8 protein-coding genes are annotated in these 19216 nt (G+C 44.2%); 6 read left to right on the forward strand and 2 right to left on the reverse strand.

Going from position 1 to position 19216, the window contains the following annotated elements:
* The first annotated feature begins 64 nt into the window (after positions 1-64).
* Complete coding sequence (locus AC0THY_RS09760; RefSeq protein WP_489990422.1) at positions 65-4699, forward strand: bacterial Ig-like domain-containing protein; 4635 nt, start codon at positions 65-67, stop codon at positions 4697-4699.
* Between the two features lie 208 nt (positions 4700-4907).
* Here AC0THY_RS09760 and AC0THY_RS09765 read toward each other — a convergent pair whose 3' ends face one another.
* Positions 4908-5666 (reverse strand): response regulator transcription factor, encoded by a 759-nt coding sequence (locus AC0THY_RS09765; RefSeq protein WP_418623121.1) that lies wholly within the window; start codon positions 5664-5666, stop codon positions 4908-4910.
* A complete protein-coding gene (locus AC0THY_RS09770; protein ID WP_489990423.1) occupies positions 5663-7480 on the reverse strand; it encodes a sensor histidine kinase in 1818 nt (605 codons plus the stop codon). The genes AC0THY_RS09765 and AC0THY_RS09770 overlap by 4 nt, the downstream gene beginning before the upstream one ends.
* A 133-nt stretch (positions 7481-7613) precedes the next feature.
* Between AC0THY_RS09770 and AC0THY_RS09775 the strand changes: the two genes are divergently transcribed.
* The 5 genes from AC0THY_RS09775 to AC0THY_RS09795 are packed head-to-tail and all read left to right on the forward strand — an operon-like array spanning position 7614 to position 19116.
* Entirely contained in the window at positions 7614-9035 is a 1422-nt protein-coding gene (locus AC0THY_RS09775) for an ABC transporter substrate-binding protein (RefSeq protein ID WP_418623123.1), read from the forward strand.
* Positions 9036-9094: 59 nt separating this feature from the next.
* Positions 9095-9973, forward strand: coding sequence for a carbohydrate ABC transporter permease (locus AC0THY_RS09780; protein WP_489990424.1), 879 nt, complete (start codon positions 9095-9097; stop codon positions 9971-9973).
* Positions 9973-10800: a carbohydrate ABC transporter permease gene (locus AC0THY_RS09785; protein WP_418623126.1), complete on the forward strand. Its 828-nt coding sequence runs from the start codon at positions 9973-9975 to the stop codon at positions 10798-10800. Before AC0THY_RS09780 ends, AC0THY_RS09785 begins: the two co-directional genes overlap by 1 nt.
* A 4-nt stretch (positions 10801-10804) precedes the next feature.
* Positions 10805-13255: a glycoside hydrolase family 31 protein gene (locus AC0THY_RS09790; protein ID WP_418623127.1), complete on the forward strand. Its 2451-nt coding sequence runs from the start codon at positions 10805-10807 to the stop codon at positions 13253-13255.
* A complete protein-coding gene (locus AC0THY_RS09795; protein ID WP_489990425.1) occupies positions 13252-19116 on the forward strand; it encodes a bacterial Ig-like domain-containing protein in 5865 nt (1954 codons plus the stop codon). The genes AC0THY_RS09790 and AC0THY_RS09795 overlap by 4 nt, the downstream gene beginning before the upstream one ends.
* Positions 19117-19216 lie beyond the last annotated feature (100 nt).

The following is a 19216-nucleotide window of genomic DNA, read 5'->3' on the forward strand; positions in this document are numbered from 1 at the left end:
TGCACATTAAAATTGTCGAAGCGGGTGCACCGATACGGAATGCAGTAGAAAGGGGAAGTAATTCATGAAAAAACGGATTAGTGTATTGTTGGTGGTTATTATGATCTGCAGTGCGATCCCGGCAGCGGCCTATGCGCAGGGAACTGAGACACAAGGCGTGCATAGAAATGCTGCTTATACGTTGTATGTAAGTACGGACGGAAGGGATGACGGCCATGGAACGGAACAGAATCCATTTCGTACCATTGAGCAAGCGAGGGATGCGGTTCGGGATTTAGACAAGACAAACGGTGATATCGTAGTAAAAATAGCAGGCGGCACCTACTATTTAGACAGCACGATTGCATTTACAGAAGCAGATTCAGGAAATGAAAACTGTACCATCTATTATGAAGCAGCGGATGGCGAAAATCCGGTGATCAGCGGCGGCGAGAGAGTGACGGGAGATTGGCGGGAGGAGGGAAACGGGACCTACAGCATTCCATATAACCGTGACACCAAGCTGCGTTCCCTTTATGTAAATGGCGAACGTGCTTATATGACCCAAAAAGAAAGTCAGGGCAGAGGTAACTATGGTTCTTATACGGTCGATACCTCAAAAGACTGGGCCTGGATTCCGGGGACAACAGCAGCAGGGACCCAGCTGGATAACGGTGCGATTCCTCTGGATACCCGTAATCAGGATGACATTGAACTAATGACACAGACGACCTGGAATACCGCTATCGTATGTGTAGATAATCTGCAGGATATCGGGAACGGATGCATCAGCGCCAATTACCAGATGCCCTATGGAGCGGTAGCGCAACAGCCGAAATGGGATAACTATTACAAATCAGGCGGCTGGCAGACGATGTATAATGTATTTGAATGGCTGCCGGATTCAAAAGGGCACTTCTATTTTGATAAAACCACTAAGAGATTGTATTACTGTCCCAGAGACGGCGAGGATATGACGGATCTGGAGGTGATCGTTCCAAAACTGGAAACCCTGGTGGATCTGAGCGGAAGTAGTACGACATCCAGAATCGGCTATATCACATTTTCAGGTCTGGAGTTTGCCCATTCAGACTGGAATCTCTATGAACTGGCAGGCTCCTATGGAAGGGCAACCGTACAAGGTGCTGCAGGTATGATCTATTTTGCCGATGGAGACTGGCATCCGTCGATTTACCGGGCATATGATGTGGGACCGGGTGCCGTGATGGTCAACTCCGCACAGCATATTGCTTTTTATGGAAATACGATCTGCCACACCGGCAATGACGGGCTATCCTTTGTAAATGACGTAGTAGATTCCATAGCCTCCGGAAACCTGATTTATGATATCGCCGGCGCTGGTTTCCTATTGGGACATCCCCAGCATGTATACATAGGCGATAAGGGCAGTGATTACGGCCTGCTCAGTGAAAAAGAAAAATATGATGTCGGTGTGGAAGGCGCTTGTAAGCGTATCAAACTGACGAATAATTTTATTTCAGACACATGCCTGATGTTCTGGGGAGATTCCGGCGTGATGGTGTTTATGGCAGAAGAGTTTGAGATGAAATACAATCATCTGCAGAATACACCGTATTCAGGAGTCAGCATCGGCTGGAGCTGGTGGAATATGGACGGAAGCCCCGAATCGGTGGTGCCGGGTGTACCGACGGAAACCACAAAAAATAATACAATTATGTATAACACCTTCAAAAACACCATTACAAAGCTCGGCGATACCGGGGCGATTTACACGATTGGTAACATGCCGGGGACCGTGATCAGCGAGAACTATATCTGGAGTATTGGGACGCCGGGAGTTGACCCTTCTTATCATATCAGAGGAATTCATCCCGATGAAGGAACCAGGCACGTATATGGAGAGAAAAATGTCATTGAAATCTCGTCCTGGTTCACCTGTATTGATTGTTCAAGCTGGGGGAAAAACGGCTACAACACCTGGGACAATAACTATGCAACCTCATCAAGCTATAGTATCAATGAAACATGGGAGGAGGGAACTGTGGTAACCAACGCCCATACCAGCTTAGATGGCATATGGGGAACGGATGTATTTGATATAGTGAAAAATGCCGGCATTCAAAGTGATTACTATTCCATCATCCCGGAGTCAATGTTTGGTCTGCAGGACAGGCTGCTGCCAAATAAAATCTATGCTGCAAGGCAGGAACTGGACTGGGGCGCAGCTGTAGAAAACATTGAAGGTGAGATCTGGCTGGCACCGGAAGGTACCGAAGAATTTGTTGCGAGCGATGTTGTTGTTCAGGTAAAGGACGGCAAGGTCACGGTACCTGCTGTGAGTGGCATATATAATTTATACATTGTAAATGGCAAAGAGGTTTCAGCCCCGTCATCCGGGCAGGTAATTGTAGAAGCCTGCGGTCCGATACGGAATGTGGTAGAAGGCGAGCGCAAGAAAACAAGCAGCCAGAAGCCGTTTGCAATAGAGCTGGAGACAAGATATCATAAAGATTTTGAGTTACGGAATGCTGAAACTCCGGATGTCCCGGGTGAAAAAATTTCAGATGGTCATAAAATAACAGAAGCGGGTAGTTTTATTCTGCAGGCAAAAGATTTAAATAATACGGAAGTCAAGGTGAACTTTCATGTGTATGTAAATCTTGCAGATAACGTATTTCCAAAGAATATTCAATTAAAGCCGGGGAACAGCGTAAGACTGGATACGAACGGAATGGATGGGGAAACTGCTTGGTTTGTACCGGAAGGCATGGCGATCCATAATGTTTCACAGCTGATAGAAAGTGAAAAGATGACCAAGGCAGAATCGGATGCATCAAAGATCACAGCTCCTGCGGAGGCCGGCAATTACCGGCTATATCTCGTCAAAGATGACTTGGTAAGTGAGGCTTCAGATGCACTGTTAACGGTATTTGAAGGAGACTTGCCGATAACCGATGGTTTACTGGTGCGGTTTGATGCAGAAGATATTGAAAGTGGAACCGGAACAGCTGTTTCTGAATGGCAGGATACCACTAAACAGTACAGTTTGGTTCAAACAGAAGCCGGAAGACGACCAGCTATTCGTAAGACAGAGAATAATATGGCATACCTTTCATTTGATGGATCCGATGATTATCTGCAGCTAAGAGAGGATCAGGAGATTGATTTGAATCGGAAAAGCAATCTGACCATTATTACACTCAGTGCATATAAAGGATCAGATCCTCCTACCGGAACCTATGGTGATGAAAGGACAACGGTATTCTTTGCTCAGGACGGAGACTGGGGATCACTATATATGTCAAACTATGCCGGATTTATGGTATCGCGATTCGGAAGCGGTCAGTCAGGCAACTATAACAAATATATGAGACCTGCATCAACCAGCCGCTTTACAACCGCCGCGATGGTGAAGGATGGTAAAATGGAATATCTGTACGATGATGGAAAAAAGGTCTATACAAATACAAACAGATACGAACAGACCGGCAGTCTCCAAAAGTCTATGATGGTTGGAATAACGAAACAAATTGATCAGCATTCTTATGCAAATATAGATATATCAGAAATATTGATATATGACAGAACCCTGTCGGATGAAGAGATTGAGAAAATCTACGATTATACAAGACTTAAACAACAGGCGTCTTTAGAGTCCATATCAGTAAAGCTTCCGGCCAAAACGGTTTATACAGTGGGAGAGGAATTGGAACTGACCGAAATGAAAGTAACCGCCAGGTATAAGAATGGAAGGACCAAAGTGATTGCTGAAGGTTACACTGTTACCGGATACGATAAAGACCGGTTGGGAGAACAGACGATCACGATCAGTTATACGGAAAAAGGAGTGGTAAAAACTGCAGCATTTACAGTAACCGTACGCAGTGCTGTTGACCTAAAAGTGACAAATGTGGAGGACCTGATTGGTCGCATTGGCGTGGTAGCTTACAATAATACATCAGAAGCCAAAATTGAAGCTGCAGAAAATGCTTACAAGAAACTCACACCACAGCAGCAGGCATCGGTATCCAATTATGACGTACTAAAAAATGCCCGTGCAAAATACGACGCTCTGAAAGCTGACGCAGAAAAAAAAGCGGCAGATCAGGAAGCGGCTAATAGAGTAAGCAGCGTGATCAGTGGAATTGGAACAGTAGGTACAGGCAGCAAGTCTAAAATCGATGCGGCAGAGAAAGCCTACAATGCACTAACGGCTGATCAGAAAAAGCTTGTTAAGAATTATAGTGTATTGACATCAGCCAAAGCAGCCTATCAAAAAATAACCGCGCTCCCAAAGAAAGGTGAGAAATTCTTAGTAGGAAGCCTCTGGTATCAGGTTACCAAATCAGATGCGAAAAATGGTACGGTTTCAGTTATAAAAGAAAAGAGTAAGGAACGAAAGAGCATCAACATTAAGTCAACCGTAAAAATAAAAGGCTATACTTTTAAGATCACTGCAATCGGGAAAAAAGCATTTTATAAGAATAAAGGCCTGACCAGTATTAAAGTAGGAAAGAATATAGTAAAAATTGATTCCTATGCGTTCTATGGGTGTACAAAGCTTAAGAGTGTCAAAATCTATTCAACGAAGCTTAAAACGGTCGGTAAAAAGGCTTTTGGAAAGACTGAAAAAAATATTGTTGTCCAGGTACCAAAAAAAACAAAGAAATTGCTGAAAAAATATAAGAGTTTGTTAAGGAAAAAGGGAATTAGTAAATATACAGTCTTCCGGTATTAGTGTGTATAAGGCAACCGAATAGAGAGTTGGATCTGGAATTAGCAGTTGATAAAGTATCGAGTCAGGCTTTTCATGGGGTAGCTAAAAAATAGACATTAAAAAATCGGATGGCATGATGTTGCCCAAATAATATAGGTGATAAAGAAATAGGATAGATATTACTCACATGAGCGATATCTATCCTATAAATTATTTAAAAGAAAACATATTACAGCTTTTCAATATGAATTCCACGATATTCCGTGGGAGTAAATCCAGTTACAGTTTTAAACGTCTTGCTAAAATGAAAAGGGTCTGTAAAGCCTGTCTCCTGGCTTACTGCTGCGATTGTGACATCCGGATTCAGAAGGAGTTGTTTCGCCATCTTGATCCGGTAATCCTTTATGTATTTTGATGGTGTAATATCAACATATTTCAAGAAAATTTTGCTGAGATAAGCAGAAGAGAATCCAAATTTATCTGCCAGTTCCGTAAGATTCAAAGCATCTTTGTAGTGTTGGTGGATATACTCCTTTGTAAGCTCTACAATCTCTTCCGGCTTCCGCCCATCCTTATCTTGTTCGTTCAGATTTACTAAATCGTTGTGATTGGCATTTAGCCGGGTTTCGATGGCAGCCAGACAGATGCGCAGTTCTTCTTTATCAATAGGCTTTAACAAATAATCCTTAACCCTGTATTTTAGTGCAGATTTTGCATAACTAAAGTCGCTGTATCCGCTGACAATCACACATTCAATAAAAGGGAATTCTTCGAACAGATGTTTTGTAAGTACAATGCCATCCATTTCCGGCATCCGGATGTCTGTAAACACCAGATGAGGCGGAGCGGTACGGATGTACTCTAAAGCCTCGGTTCCATAAGAGAACGTCTTTATTACTTCAAAGGCTGGGTTGACCCGTTCGATATTCTTTGCGATATTTTTCGCAATTAAACTTTCGTCGTCCACGACGATTACCTGATATTTCATACAGTCGTACCTCCTATTGTAACAATCGCACCGTTTGGAACGGCATTGCTTAGACGAAATATATGTCTGCCGTTATAGAGCAATTTAAAACGGATATAGATATTCATCAGTCCCATCCCATTGATCTCCAGGTTGGGCAGTACTTCGGTCTGATCGATTTCTCTGATTTTATCCTCTAAATAGTTTAAATCCTCAGCGGAAAATCCGGGGCCGTTATCCTTTATCTGAACCTCCCAGTGGGTGGTTTTTTTATTACCGGTAATGGATATGTTCCAGGGACTTCTTTTTTGGGTGGTAAATTTAATGGCATTCTCCACGATTAATTGGATGCATAATTTGGGAAGCTTTATCTCATTTAATTCTTCGGGAAGCGAGATGTTATAGAATAGCTGTCCGTCATAGCGTACCTGCATGGTATCCAGATATGCTCTGGTATGTTTGATTTCCTCTTTTAAACTTACCAGCTGCTGGGAATCGGATGAAATATACCTTAGGATATCGGACATATTCTGACACATCATCTGAATCTCATCATTCATACCCTCCTCTGCCATGGCCTGCAGGGTGGACAGGGAATTATATAAAAAATGTGGATTCATCTGTGCCTGCAGTGCTAACATACGGGACTGCATCTCTCTTTTTTGAAGCTGCAGCTCGTTGTTCATAGAATGCTTTGCAGCTGTCTGCATGGCAATGAGCGCTTGATATAGTGCATCCAGCTCCAGAATAGGAGTCTGAATCTCCGGAAGTGGTGCAAGATCTTTGGACTCCAGCTTAAATTGACTCACGTTGGTATACATTTCACCAAGCGGTGTACTGATGCGCTTAGAGATAATATAACTCACTCCTATGATGGCAAAACATACAAAAAGCAAAATGAAAAGATGTGTTTCGACGTAATCATAAATCGGCCGCATGAAATTGGATTTATCAACCGCCGCGATTACAGTGAAACCGCTGTAAGAAGAAGTCTGATGAAAGATATACTGGCCATCCGAATAATTATTTGGAACATCCTCAGACAATGATGAAGCAGTCCGGTCATCCTTAATAACCCTTAAGTATTTGTGGGCAACTGCATTATGCTCAAACGGATAGATCACATCCCCCTCCTGGCTTAATACATATAATTTCTCCCCATAGGAATAGTTGGTTGAATGGATCATGTTAATAAAATCATTCATGGACTTCTTGACCTCAATTATCCCTTGAGGAGCATTGACCGGACTATTGTAATACTTACGGACAAGTGACAAAAAGTAGCGTCCCTCTTTGTATGAAAAAAAAGGAGCCAGATCCTCATCCTGATCTAAGAAAATATACTTTTCACTGTTATTGTCATTGAGCTTCTGATACCAGGGCTTTGATTTCACACTTTCGTAGTTGGTCTTATTGTTCAGTCCCACACTAAATGTTCCAGTATCAAGACCGTACAGGTTAATCTGATCAACCGGTGCGTTCGGCCCAATCATGGTCGTAATCAGGTCGTACAGGGTACTGATATTTTGCAGACTGCTATACTGATTTTTAGGTGATGTTTCCGGTTCCGTATGTACATAGGTGTAGAAATGATCTTTGATAAGATTGGAGTAAATGACATTTTGTGAAACGGTCTCCAGCGAAGTAACCATCTGATCCAGACGTTCGATGGTACTGCTCAGTGTGTTTTCAATGGATGCAACCGAATTCAATCGTATTTTTCGGCTCTGATCAGATACAAAAAAGACAATCAATACGATGAAAGAGAGGATAAATAGGATGCTATATGGGATGAAAAGTGTGGACATAAGTGTCCTGCGGGATTGTCTAGCCATACTAAAGTCCTTTCCGACAGGTTAAAAACAGACATTAAGGCGGCGTGTTTTACCCATTCAATTCTGTCAGATTTACCTGTATTATATAGCTATCAAATTAATTAGTCAATAGAGATTAAAGAAGGAGGAAAACATGAGAAAAAAATTAGTTGCGCTATTCATGTGCGCTGCCATGGCAGCATCAATAGCAGGGTGTGGTAACAGCAGTGAGGGGACAGACACTACAACAAAAGCATCTGCCGAAGAAGGGGAGGATACGACTACAGCAAAAGCATCTGCCGAAGAAGAGGAAAATACGGCTGCTGCAACAGCATCTGCTGATGAAGAGGGTACAGGGAGCCAGGAGAAAAAAGATGTGACGATCTCCTTCATGGCAAGTCAGGACTGGATTCAGGAAGCGGAGATGGAGCTGGCAGAGAAATTTACGGAAGAGACCGGGATTAAGGTGGATTATCAAATCGTACCTTCCGATCAGTATGTGAATCTGCTGACAACCAAGCTTAACACGGGTGAAGCAACGGACATCTTTGCAGCGCAGAGCGGCAAGTTTGACATTGTAGCACAATTCAATGTCGAAAAGAATGCCATGGACTTAAGCGGTGAGAGCTGGGCGGCAAATGTGGAAGAATTGGCAGCAGCAGAATTAACCGTAGACGGTAAGCTCTATGGGCAGCCGATTCAGGATGTGTCAGCCGTATGGGCAGTGGGTTACAATAAAAAGATATTTGCAGATTTAAATCTCGAAGTACCCGCGGACTATGCAAGCTTTATGGATGTCTGCCAAAAAATTAAAGACTCTGGGGTGACACCAATTTACGAAGCGGTATCAGATGGATGGCATCATACTCTGTGGTTCCCCGAAACATGTATTGCAGCGGAAAAGGCAGAGCCTGGTTTGGCAGAAAAGCTAAACAACAATGAAGCGGTTTTTGCAGAAAACGAAACAATGACAACAATTTTAGAGCAGATTAAAGAGATGGCTGACAAAGGTTACTGGGGTGAGAATTATATGTCAAACGAGTATGCAAATGCAGCTAAGAACATCGCCTCCGGTGAATATGCAATGGCAATTGTAAACCAGGGATTCGGTGAGGAAGTAGAAGCAGTTGGCGGAGATCTGAAAAAAGACGACATCGGATACTTCGTAATGCCCTTGGCAGATAATCAGGTTAAAAATGTAAACCCGGCCGGACCGTCCAGATTTGTCTTTTCAGGTTCCCAACATCCGGAAGAGGCAAAACAATTCCTGGAATATCTGGCATCAGAAGAAAGTCTGAAATACCTGACCGAAAATGTTCCGAAATTCAATAAACTGCCATATAAAAATGCACCTGATACATATGAAGGATCCGTTAAGGAATTCTACGATGCGTACACGGAAGAATCAACGGTATATCAGACTGCTGTTAAGTATGTCAATCCGCAGTGGGGGGAAATAGGAGCCGACCTGTCTGCAATGCTGGTAGGTGACATTGAACCAAAAGATGTTCTCGCAGATATTGACAAATTACGTGCGGAACAGGCCCAGGCAGCTTCAGACGAGGCATGGAAATAATTAAATGATACCAGCGGCCGGCAGAATTTTGTCGGCTGCTTTTAGAAAGAGGAGTGGACATGAATAAGAAAAAATTATACCCCTTGTGGTTTGCGGGTGGGGCGCTGATTATTTATACCGTGCTCTTTGTAGTTCCAAGCATCATCGGAATCGGGTATTCCTTTACCAACTGGTCGGCATACACCGATGAGATCAAGTTTGTAGGTTTGGATAATTTCAAGGCCATATTTTCCGCAGATGAAAACTATACGAAGATCATTGGAAATACATTGCAGTTTACCTTTGTGACAACTGTTTTAAAAAATGTGATTGGGCTTGCCTTAGCGGTATTGCTTACAAAATCCATTAAACTACTGAACCTTCACAGAGGTATTATGTTTATGCCATCGGTACTTTCCACACTGATTATCGGTATGGTATTCACCTCTATTCTGGACCCGGCATCCGGTATTGTAAATTCGTTTTTCCGTTTCATCGGACTGGATGGTCTGGCACTTCCATGGCTTACCAGTCCTAAGTATGCATTTGGAACGGTCATGGGAGTGGATATCTGGCGGGGGGGTGGGTATATCATGACGATCCTGATTGCCGGGATTCTATCCATTTCTTCAGAATACTATGAGGCGGCCAGTATTGACGGGGCGACGGGATGGCAAAAGTTCCGGTATATTACATTTCCTCTGCTGTTGCCAACTCTTGCAACCACAACCGTCCTTAACGTCATTTATGGGCTTAAGGTATTTGACATGATCTATGCAATGACAAATGGAGGTCCCGGAAAAGCCACAACAGAAGTGCTTTATACGGCAGTATTTAAAAAGTTTGGTACCGGCCAGTATGCAATTGGAACCGCACTGTCATCGGTTATGTTTGTGTTTATGGTGATTATCGGATTTTTCATGATACGTGTTATGACCAGAAATGAGGTGAAGGAATAATGAAAGCAAAACAGACAATAAGAGCGATATTTTCAAATGCCATTGCCTGGATCATATCGGCTATTTGTTTGATTCCGTTGCTTCTGATCATCTTCAATTCCGTAAAAGATAAACTGGCAGCATCCGATATGAATTTAAAACTGCCGGACTTTCCATTGGCTTGGGAAAATTTTACAACGGTAATTGAAAAAGGCAAGTTAATGACTTCCTTTTTAAACAGCCTGACGTATTCCGTAGGAAGCGTATTTTTATGTGTAATCTTCGCGTCACTGGCAGCTTATGTGTTGTCCAGAAATGCCAGCAAACTGAACGGGATACTTTACATGTTCCTGGTACTGGGTATTACGATGCCGATCAATTATGTAGCACTCACCAAGGTGATGGTATTTTTGCACCTGAATAATACAAAGCTTGGTATTATCCTTTTATATACCGCGATGCAGCTTCCGTTTTCTGTATTTCTGCTGCATGGATTTGTAGCGAGAATTCCCACGGACCTGGATGAAGCTGCAGTGATAGACGGATGTGGTCCGGCGAGGCTGTTCTTTACCATTATTATGCCGCTGCTAAAGCCGGCACTGGCGACAGTTGTAGTTCTGACTTTTTTAAATACCTGGAATGAATTTGTTTCACCTCTTTACTTTTTGAGCAGTTCGGAGAAATGGCCGATGCCTCTTTCCGTTTATAATTTCTTTGGTATGTACTATAAAGACTGGAATCTGGTGTGTGCGGACATTCTGCTGACAAGCCTGCCGGTAATCATCGTTTACCTGCTGGGACAAAAGTATATTGTATCAGGAATGACTGCCGGAGCTGTTAAGGGATAGAACTATGGTGAATAATAAAACGATAACATTTAATACACAAGACGGAACCTATAGACTGATGGGAATCCGGGAAAATATATTCCGCTGTGTTTACAGTCAGCGTAAGATCGACGCAAAATATTCCCCGCTTGGTATTCATACAGATGCATTGGTGGAATTAGAAGTGAAAGAGACCCAGGAATTGTGTACCATATCTTCCTCAAAGCTGGTACTGCAGATTATAAAAGAGGACGGAAGATTTATTTGGAAAGAAAAAGAGACTGACAAGCTGCTGCTACAAGAAGAACCGAAAGAGTTGACGCAGCAGCCTTTTATCAAACACAAAATCGATGGTGAGCGGCCGATCATTCACCGGGTTAAGACGGTTGATGGGGAACGAAACTTTATAGAGAATTTAAAACCCGTAGAGGACCATATGGCTTATCGGGGGAAACTGGCTTTTCGTTTTCAGGATGAAGAGCAGATTCACGGACTGGGCCAGGGGGAAGAGGGGATTTATGATTACAGAGGACATGTGCAGTATCTGTATCAGCATAATATGAGAATCCCGATCCCGTTTTTCCTGTCTACAAGAGGATACGGAATCCTGATCGATAACGGTTCTTTGATGACCTGGGGGGATGACGAAAGAGGGTCCTATATTTATATTGACAGCTGTGAGCAGTTGGATTATTACGTGATCACCGGAGACCGGTTGGATAAAATTATCGACGGTTATCGGGAACTGACAGGAAAAGCGGTGATGCTGCCGAAATGGGCATTTGGCTATATCCAGTCAAAAGAAGTTTATCATGATCAGGATGAGTTTTTGGAGACGGCAAGGAGGTACAGAGAAAAAAACATTCCCATTGACTGTCTGGTTCAGGACTGGGACACCTGGGAAGCGGATTGCTGGGGCAACAAAATCGTAGATAAATCCAGGTATCCGGATTTGGCAGCCATGAACCGGGAGCTTCATGAGATGAATATACATACGATGATATCTATATGGCCGAACATGAATGCAGGTACGAAAAACTACAATCAGATGTCTGAAAAGGGATTTTTATTAAAGGATGATACTACCTATGATGCTTTTTCAGAACCAGCCCGGGCCTGTTACTGGGAGCAGATAGAGGAAGAGTTATTTTCAGGTGGATATGATGCATGGTGGTGTGACTCCACCGAACCGTTTTCCGGTCCTGACTGGAACGGTGCTCATATGAGAGAACCTTGGGAGCGCTTTTTATTGGTTGGCAATGAACACAAGAAATTTTTGAATCCGGACAGGGCGAATCTCTATGCGGTTGCACATGCAAGAGGGATCTATGAGAATCAGAGACGTTCGGCGCCGGATAAAAGGGTAGTGAATCTGACCCGGTCCGGCTATGCGAAAAGTCAGGCATATGGAACGATTCTGTGGTCAGGTGATATTACCGCCACATGGGATACTTTAAAAAAGCAGATTACCGAGGGACTCAACATGTGTATGAGCGGAATGCCGTACTGGACATTGGATATCGGTGGATTTTTTACTGTGCATAGGAAATGGCAGAATCGGGGATGTTTTTGCAGCGATGATCCGACCCCGAAATGGTTCTGGAAGGGGGGCTATGAGGACGGAGTGGCGGACTGCCGCTATCGTGAACTGTATGTGAGATGGTTCCAATATGGAGTTTTCCTGCCGGTATTCCGTTCCCATGGAACAGATACGCCAAGAGAGGTCTGGCAGTTTGGAAATCCCGGCGATATGTGCTATGATGCTCTTGTAGCTGCAATACAGCTGCGGTATCGTCTGCTTCCCTATATTTATACCTGGGCGGCAAAAGTATATTTTGAGAACCAGACGATGATGCGAAGCCTGTTATTTGATTATCAGCAGGATTCCCGCGCCGCTGCTCTTGACAGCCAGTTCATGTTCGGTACATCCATATTGGTTTGTCCGGTGACAGAACCGATGTATCTTGATCAGGCAGGAAATATGGACGATGAAGTGAAAACCACCGCATGTTATCTGCCGGCGGGAGACAGGTGGTATGATTTTTATACATCTGACTGTTATGAGGGCGGGCAGGAAATTGCGGTCACATGCCCGTTACAACGGATTCCGTTGTTTGTCAAAGCGGGCTCCATCCTGCCCATGGAAAACGGGCTTATGTATGCCCGGCAGGAAGTGGAAACACCCTTTGAAATTCACATCTACTCAGGGAAGGATGCAGAATTTACTCTGTATGAGGACGATGGGGAGGGATATGGGTATGAGCAGGGCAGGTACAACCAGATTCTGATGAAATGGGAAGAAAAGACAAAAGAATTTGTAATACATGAATCCGATCATGATTTTTTACAGAGTATCCGGGGCAGACGCTGTGTCTTATGGGTAGATAATAGGAGGGATCAGGAGTTTACTTACACCGGAAAGCGGATTTGTGTGAAACAGAGAACCAGGCTTTGGGAAGGAGAAGGGATTTTATGAAGAGACTGTGTAGTGTATTGTTGGCGGTGGTTTTGCTTTGCAGCGGTATTCCGACTGTTACCTTTGCGCAGGGAACCGGGACATCTGGTGCGCAGAGAAAGGTTGCCCATACGTTGTATGTAAGTACGGACGGAAGGGATAATGGGGATGGAACGGAACAGAATCCATTTCGGACCATTGAGCGGGCGCGAAATGCTGTCCGCACTTTGGATAAGACAAAAGGTGATATTGTAGTAAAAATAGCAGGCGGCACCTATTATCTAGACAACACGATTGCGTTTACAGAGGCAGATTCAGGCAATGAAAACTGCACCATCTATTATGAAGCAGTGGATGGGGAAAGACCTGTGATCAGCGGCGGCGAGAAGGTGACGGGAGACTGGCGTGATGAAGGTGACGGGACCTACAGCATTCCTTATGAGCGGGACATCAAGCTGCGTTCCCTTTATGTAAATGGGGAACGTGCCTATATGACACAAAGGGACAGTCAGGGCAGAGGTGACTATGGTTCTTATACCGTCGACAGCTCAAAAGACTGGGCCTGGATTTCCGGAACAAGAGCAGCCGGAACACAGCTGGATGCCGGTGCGATTCCTCTGGATACCCGCAATCAGGATGACATCGAACTAATGACACAGACCACCTGGAATACCGCTATCGTGTGTGTAGACAAGCTGCAGGATATCGGGAACGGACGCATCAGCGCCAATTACCAGATGCCCTATGGAGCGGTAGCGCAGCAGCCAAGCTGGAATAACAATTACAAATCCGGAGGCTGGCAGATGATGTATAATGTATTTGAATGGCTGCCGGGCGCAAAGGGGCACTTCTATTTTGATAAAACGGAAAAGAGATTGTACTACTGTCCCAGAGATGGGGAGGATATGAATGATCTTGAAGTGATAGCTCCCAAATTGGAGACTCTCATAGATCTGAGTGGAAGCAGTACGACATCCAGAATTGGGTACATCACCTTTTCAGGCCTGGAGTTTGCCCATTCGGACTGGAATCTCTATGAACTGGAAGGCTCCTACGGACGGGTAACCGTACAGGGGGCTGCAGGCCTTATCTATTTTGCCGACGGCAACTGGCATCCGTCGATTTACCGTGCATATGATGTGGGACCGGGTGCTGTAATGGTCAATTCCGCACAGCACATCGCATTTTATGGAAACACGATCTGCCACACCGGCAATGACGGACTATCCTTTGTAAATGATGTGGTGGACTCCACCGTCTCCGGCAACCTGATCTATGATACCGCCGGTTCCGCATTCTTGCTGGGACATCCGCAGCATGTATACATAGGAGATAAAGGCAGTAATTATGGAGCCTTCAGTGAAAAAGAAAAATATGATGTTGGTGTCGAAGGCGCTTGCAAGCGCATCAAACTGACGAATAATTTTATTTCAGATACAAGCCTGATGTTCTGGGGCGATGCCGGCGTGATGGTGTTCCTGGCAGAAGAATTTGAGATGAAATACAATCATCTGCAGAATACACCATATTCAGGACTCAGCCTGGGCTGGGGCTGGTGGAATATGGACGGAAGCAATGGTGCGGTGGTGCCGGGTGTACCGATGGAAACCACAAAAAATAATACAATCATGTATAATACCTTCAAAAATACCATTACAAAGCTGGGTGATGCCGGAGCGATCTATACACTTGGTGACATGCCGGGGACAAAGATCAGCGAAAACTATATCTGGAGTATTGGCACACCGGGAATTGATCCTTATCATATCAGAGGGATTCATGTTGACGAAGGGACCAAGCACGTATACGGAGAGAAAAATGTCATTGAGATCCTGCCCAAGCTAACCTGCGTGGACTGTGGAAACTGGGGATGGAAGGGCAATAACACCTGGGATAACAACTATGCAACAACGGAGAGCTATACGACCACAGGAACATGGGAGCCGGGGACCGTGGTAACCAATGCCCATACCAGCTTAGAGGGGATTTGGGGGACGGAAGTATTTGACATCCTGAAAAATGTGGGCATTCAAAGTGATTACTATTCCATTATTCCGGAGTCAATGTTTGGTCTGCAGGACAGACTGCTGCCAAATAAAATTTATGCTGCAAGGCAGGAACTGGACTGGGGAACGGCAGCACAAAACATTAAGGGTGAGATCTGGCTGGCACCGGAAGGTACCGAAGAATTTGTTGAGAGTGATGCTGTTGTCCAGGTAAAGGATGGCAAAGTGGTGGTACCTGACGTGAACGGGATTTATAAGTTATATATTGTAAATGGCACAGAGGTTTCGGCTCCGTCATCCGGGCAGATAATTGTAGAAGCGGGCGCACCCATACGAAATGCAGCGGAAGGGGAGCGTAAGAAAACAAGCACACAGAAGCCGTTTGCATTGGAATTGAATACAAAATATTATAAAGATTTTGTGTTGCGGAAGGCAGAAGCTCCGGATATCCCGGGCGAAAATGTTACAGATGGTTACAAGATAACAGAAGCGGGAAGTTATATTCTGCAGGCAAAAGACCTGAATAATTTGAAAGCTGAAGTGAGCTTTGAAGTGTATGAAAATCTTGTGGACCAGGTATTTTCAAAGAATATACAGTCAAAGCCCGGGAACAGCGTAAGACTGGATACGACCGGAATGGATGGAGAAACGGCATGGTTTGTGCCGGAAGGCATGGAGATCAATAAGGTTTCACAGCTGACGGAAAGCGAACAGATGACCAAAGCGGAATCTGGTGCATCGGAGATCGCAGCACCCAGGGCAGTTGGCAATTACCAAATGTATCTTGTGATGGATGACGTGATAAGTGAGCCCTCAGATGCGGTGCTGACCGTATTTATGGGAGGTTTGCCTATAACGGATGGATTGTTGGCCCGATTTGATGCAGAAGACATTGAAAACGGAGACGGAAAGGCTGTTTCTGAATGGCAGGATAGCACCAAGCAGTACAGTTTAGTTCAGACGGAAGCCGGCAGACAGCCAATTATTCAGAACACAGAGAATGATATGGCATACCTTTCATTTGACGGATCCGATGATTATCTGCAGCTAAAAGAGGATCAGGAGATTGACTTGAACCAGAAAAGCAATCTTACAATCATTACACTCAGTGCTTATAAAGAAACAGATCCGCCTACCGGCACCTATGGTGATGAAAAAACGACGGTATTCTTTCCGGAATCCGGAAGCTGGGGATCTTTATATATGTCGAACTATGCCGGTTTTATGGTATCCCGATTCGGAAGCGGTCAGTCAAACAACTATAACAAATATATGAGACCTGCAGCAACCAGCCGCTTTACAACCGCGGCAATGGTGAAAGACGGCAAAACGGAATACATGTATGATGATGGAGAAAAAGTCTATACAAATACTGACAGATATGAACAGACCAACAATCTCCAAAAATCTATGATGGTTGGGGTTACGAAAGCTAGTAATAAAGATTCGTATGCAAATATTGAAGTATCAGAAATATTAATCTATGACAGAAGCCTGTCGGATGACGAGATTGAGAAGATCTACAACTATACAAGCCGCAAACAGTATCTGAAGAGCTTAGAAGCACAGATGGAAGCAGCAGAGGAAGTATTTGCTGATCCGGATGCAGAGACAAAGTATAGTGAAGCTTCCAGGAACAATTTGAAACACGTTTATAATGGGGCGATGGAATTTGCAGCAAATTTCACAACAGCGATCGAAAATCCGGAAGCGGCAGCAGCAGAGTGGACCAATAAGCTGACGAATGCGATCAATGCATTGGTTCCTCCAGTTACAACAGTACCATCGGAAGGTCTTGCTCTGTGGCTGAAAGCGGATGAAGGCATCACACTGGATGAGGATGGCGGAGTAAGTGTATGGAATGACTATTCCGGCCTGGGCCGCAATGCAGTAAAAGCACAAAATGCGCAGCCAAATGAAACAGTTACATCTCCTAAGGTGATTGAAGATCTGTACAATGGCAAACCGGCAGTACGATTCAACGGTTCGTCAGACGGTATGCAGTTCCCGTTTGCTGGCTTAAATAACCAAAGCGAGGCTACCGTCGTCCTGGTGAGTGCAAATCAGGTTAAAACCGATGTAGTAGGAACTGGAGATAACAGACCGCTGTTATGTTTTGATGAAAGCGGCGGCTGGGGAAAATTTATCATCACACCGACCCAGGATGAAGTGAATGCCAGAATCGGCAGCGGCCAGGAAAGTGATAAAGGCGGATATAAAAAATACACTTATCCCGAGAGCATCGGAAACAGACTGAGTGCCTCCGTAGTCTGGAAAAATGGTTCCGAAGAAACAATATATGTGGGTGATCAGGAAGTGATGAGAGTCACGGATGCACAGTCAACCATTAAAAATGTCAAGGATGATATTGGATATCTGGGCAGATTCCCGACAGGAGGGGATAGTGCGTACTGGTATAATCAGAGTGATGTGGCAGAAGTTTTGATTTATAACCGGGCACTTACTCTGGCGGAGATTCAGCAGATCAATTCCTATTTAGAGGACAAATATCAGATTTCTGCACAGGTTGTCTTAGAGTCCATAACGGTAACGCCTCCTGCCAATACCGTTTACACAGTGGGTGAGGAATTGGATTTGACCGGAATGGAAGTAACCGCCAGGTATACGGATGGAAGTATCAAAGCGATTACCGAAGGGTTCAAGGTAACAGGATACGATAAAGATAGGCCGGGAGAACAGACGATCACAATCAGCTATACGGAACAAGGATTAGAGAAAACCGCAACATTTACGGTTACTGTACGCAGTGCCGTGGAGCCGGAAGTTTTAGAGTCCATAACGGTAACGCCACCGGCCAAAACTGCTTATATAGTGGGCGAGGAATTGGAGCTGACCGGAATGGAAGTAACCGCCAGGTATACAGACGGCAGTACAAAGGTGATTACCAAAGGCTACACGGTAACAGGATACGATAAAGACGTGCCGGGAGAACAGACGATCACAATCAGCTATACGGAACAAGGAGTGGAGAAAACCGCAGCGTTTACAGTTACCGTACGCAGTACTGTTGATCCGGAAGTGACAAATGTGGAGGGTCTGATTAGTCAGATTGGAGCGGTAGCTTACAACAATACATCAAAAGCCCAAATTGAAGCTGCAGAAAATGCTTACAAAAAACTCACACCACAGCAGCAGGCATCGGTATCCAATTATGACGTACTAAAAAATGCCCGTGCAAAATACGACGCTCTGAAAGCTGACGCAGAAAAAAGAGCGGCAGATCAGGAAGCGGCTAATAGAGTAAGCAGCCTGATCAGTGGAATTGGAACAGTGAGCGCAGGCAGCAAGGCTAAAATCGATTCGGCAGAGAAAGCCTATAATGCACTGACGGCTGATCAGAAAAAGCTTGTTAAGAATTATAGTGTATTGACATCAGCCAAAGCAGCCTATCAAAAAATAACCGCGCTGCCAAAGAAAGGTGAGAAATTCTTAGTAGGAGGCCTCTGGTATCAGGTTACCAAATCAGATGCGAAAAATGGTACGGTTTCAGTTATAAAAGAAAAGAGTAAGAAACGAAAGAGCATCAACATTAAGTCAACCGTAAAAATAAAAGGCTATACTTTTAAGATCACTGCAATCGGGAAAAAAGCATTTTATAAGAATAAAGGGCTGACCAGTATTAAAGTAGGAAAGAATATAGTAAAAATAGATTCCTATGCGTTCTATGGGTGTACAAAGCTAAAGAGTGTGAGAATCTATTCAACGAAGCTTAAAACGGTCGGGAAAAATGCTTTTGGAAAGACCGCAAAGAAAATTGAGGTCCGAGTACCGAAAAGCCCGAAAAAATTACTGAAAAAGTATCAGAATCTGTTAAAGAAAAAGGGAATCAGTAAAACGGCAAAATATAAGAGATAAGTAAGGTGAAGGGGGAACCGCTTGTTGATGTTCGTATAGTTTTCAGTGTTAGTTTGTACTGGGAAACAGAATATCGCATTGCAAGCGGTACTCCTTTTCC

Source organism: Ruminococcus sp. 8Y-12 (genome assembly GCF_058119865.1).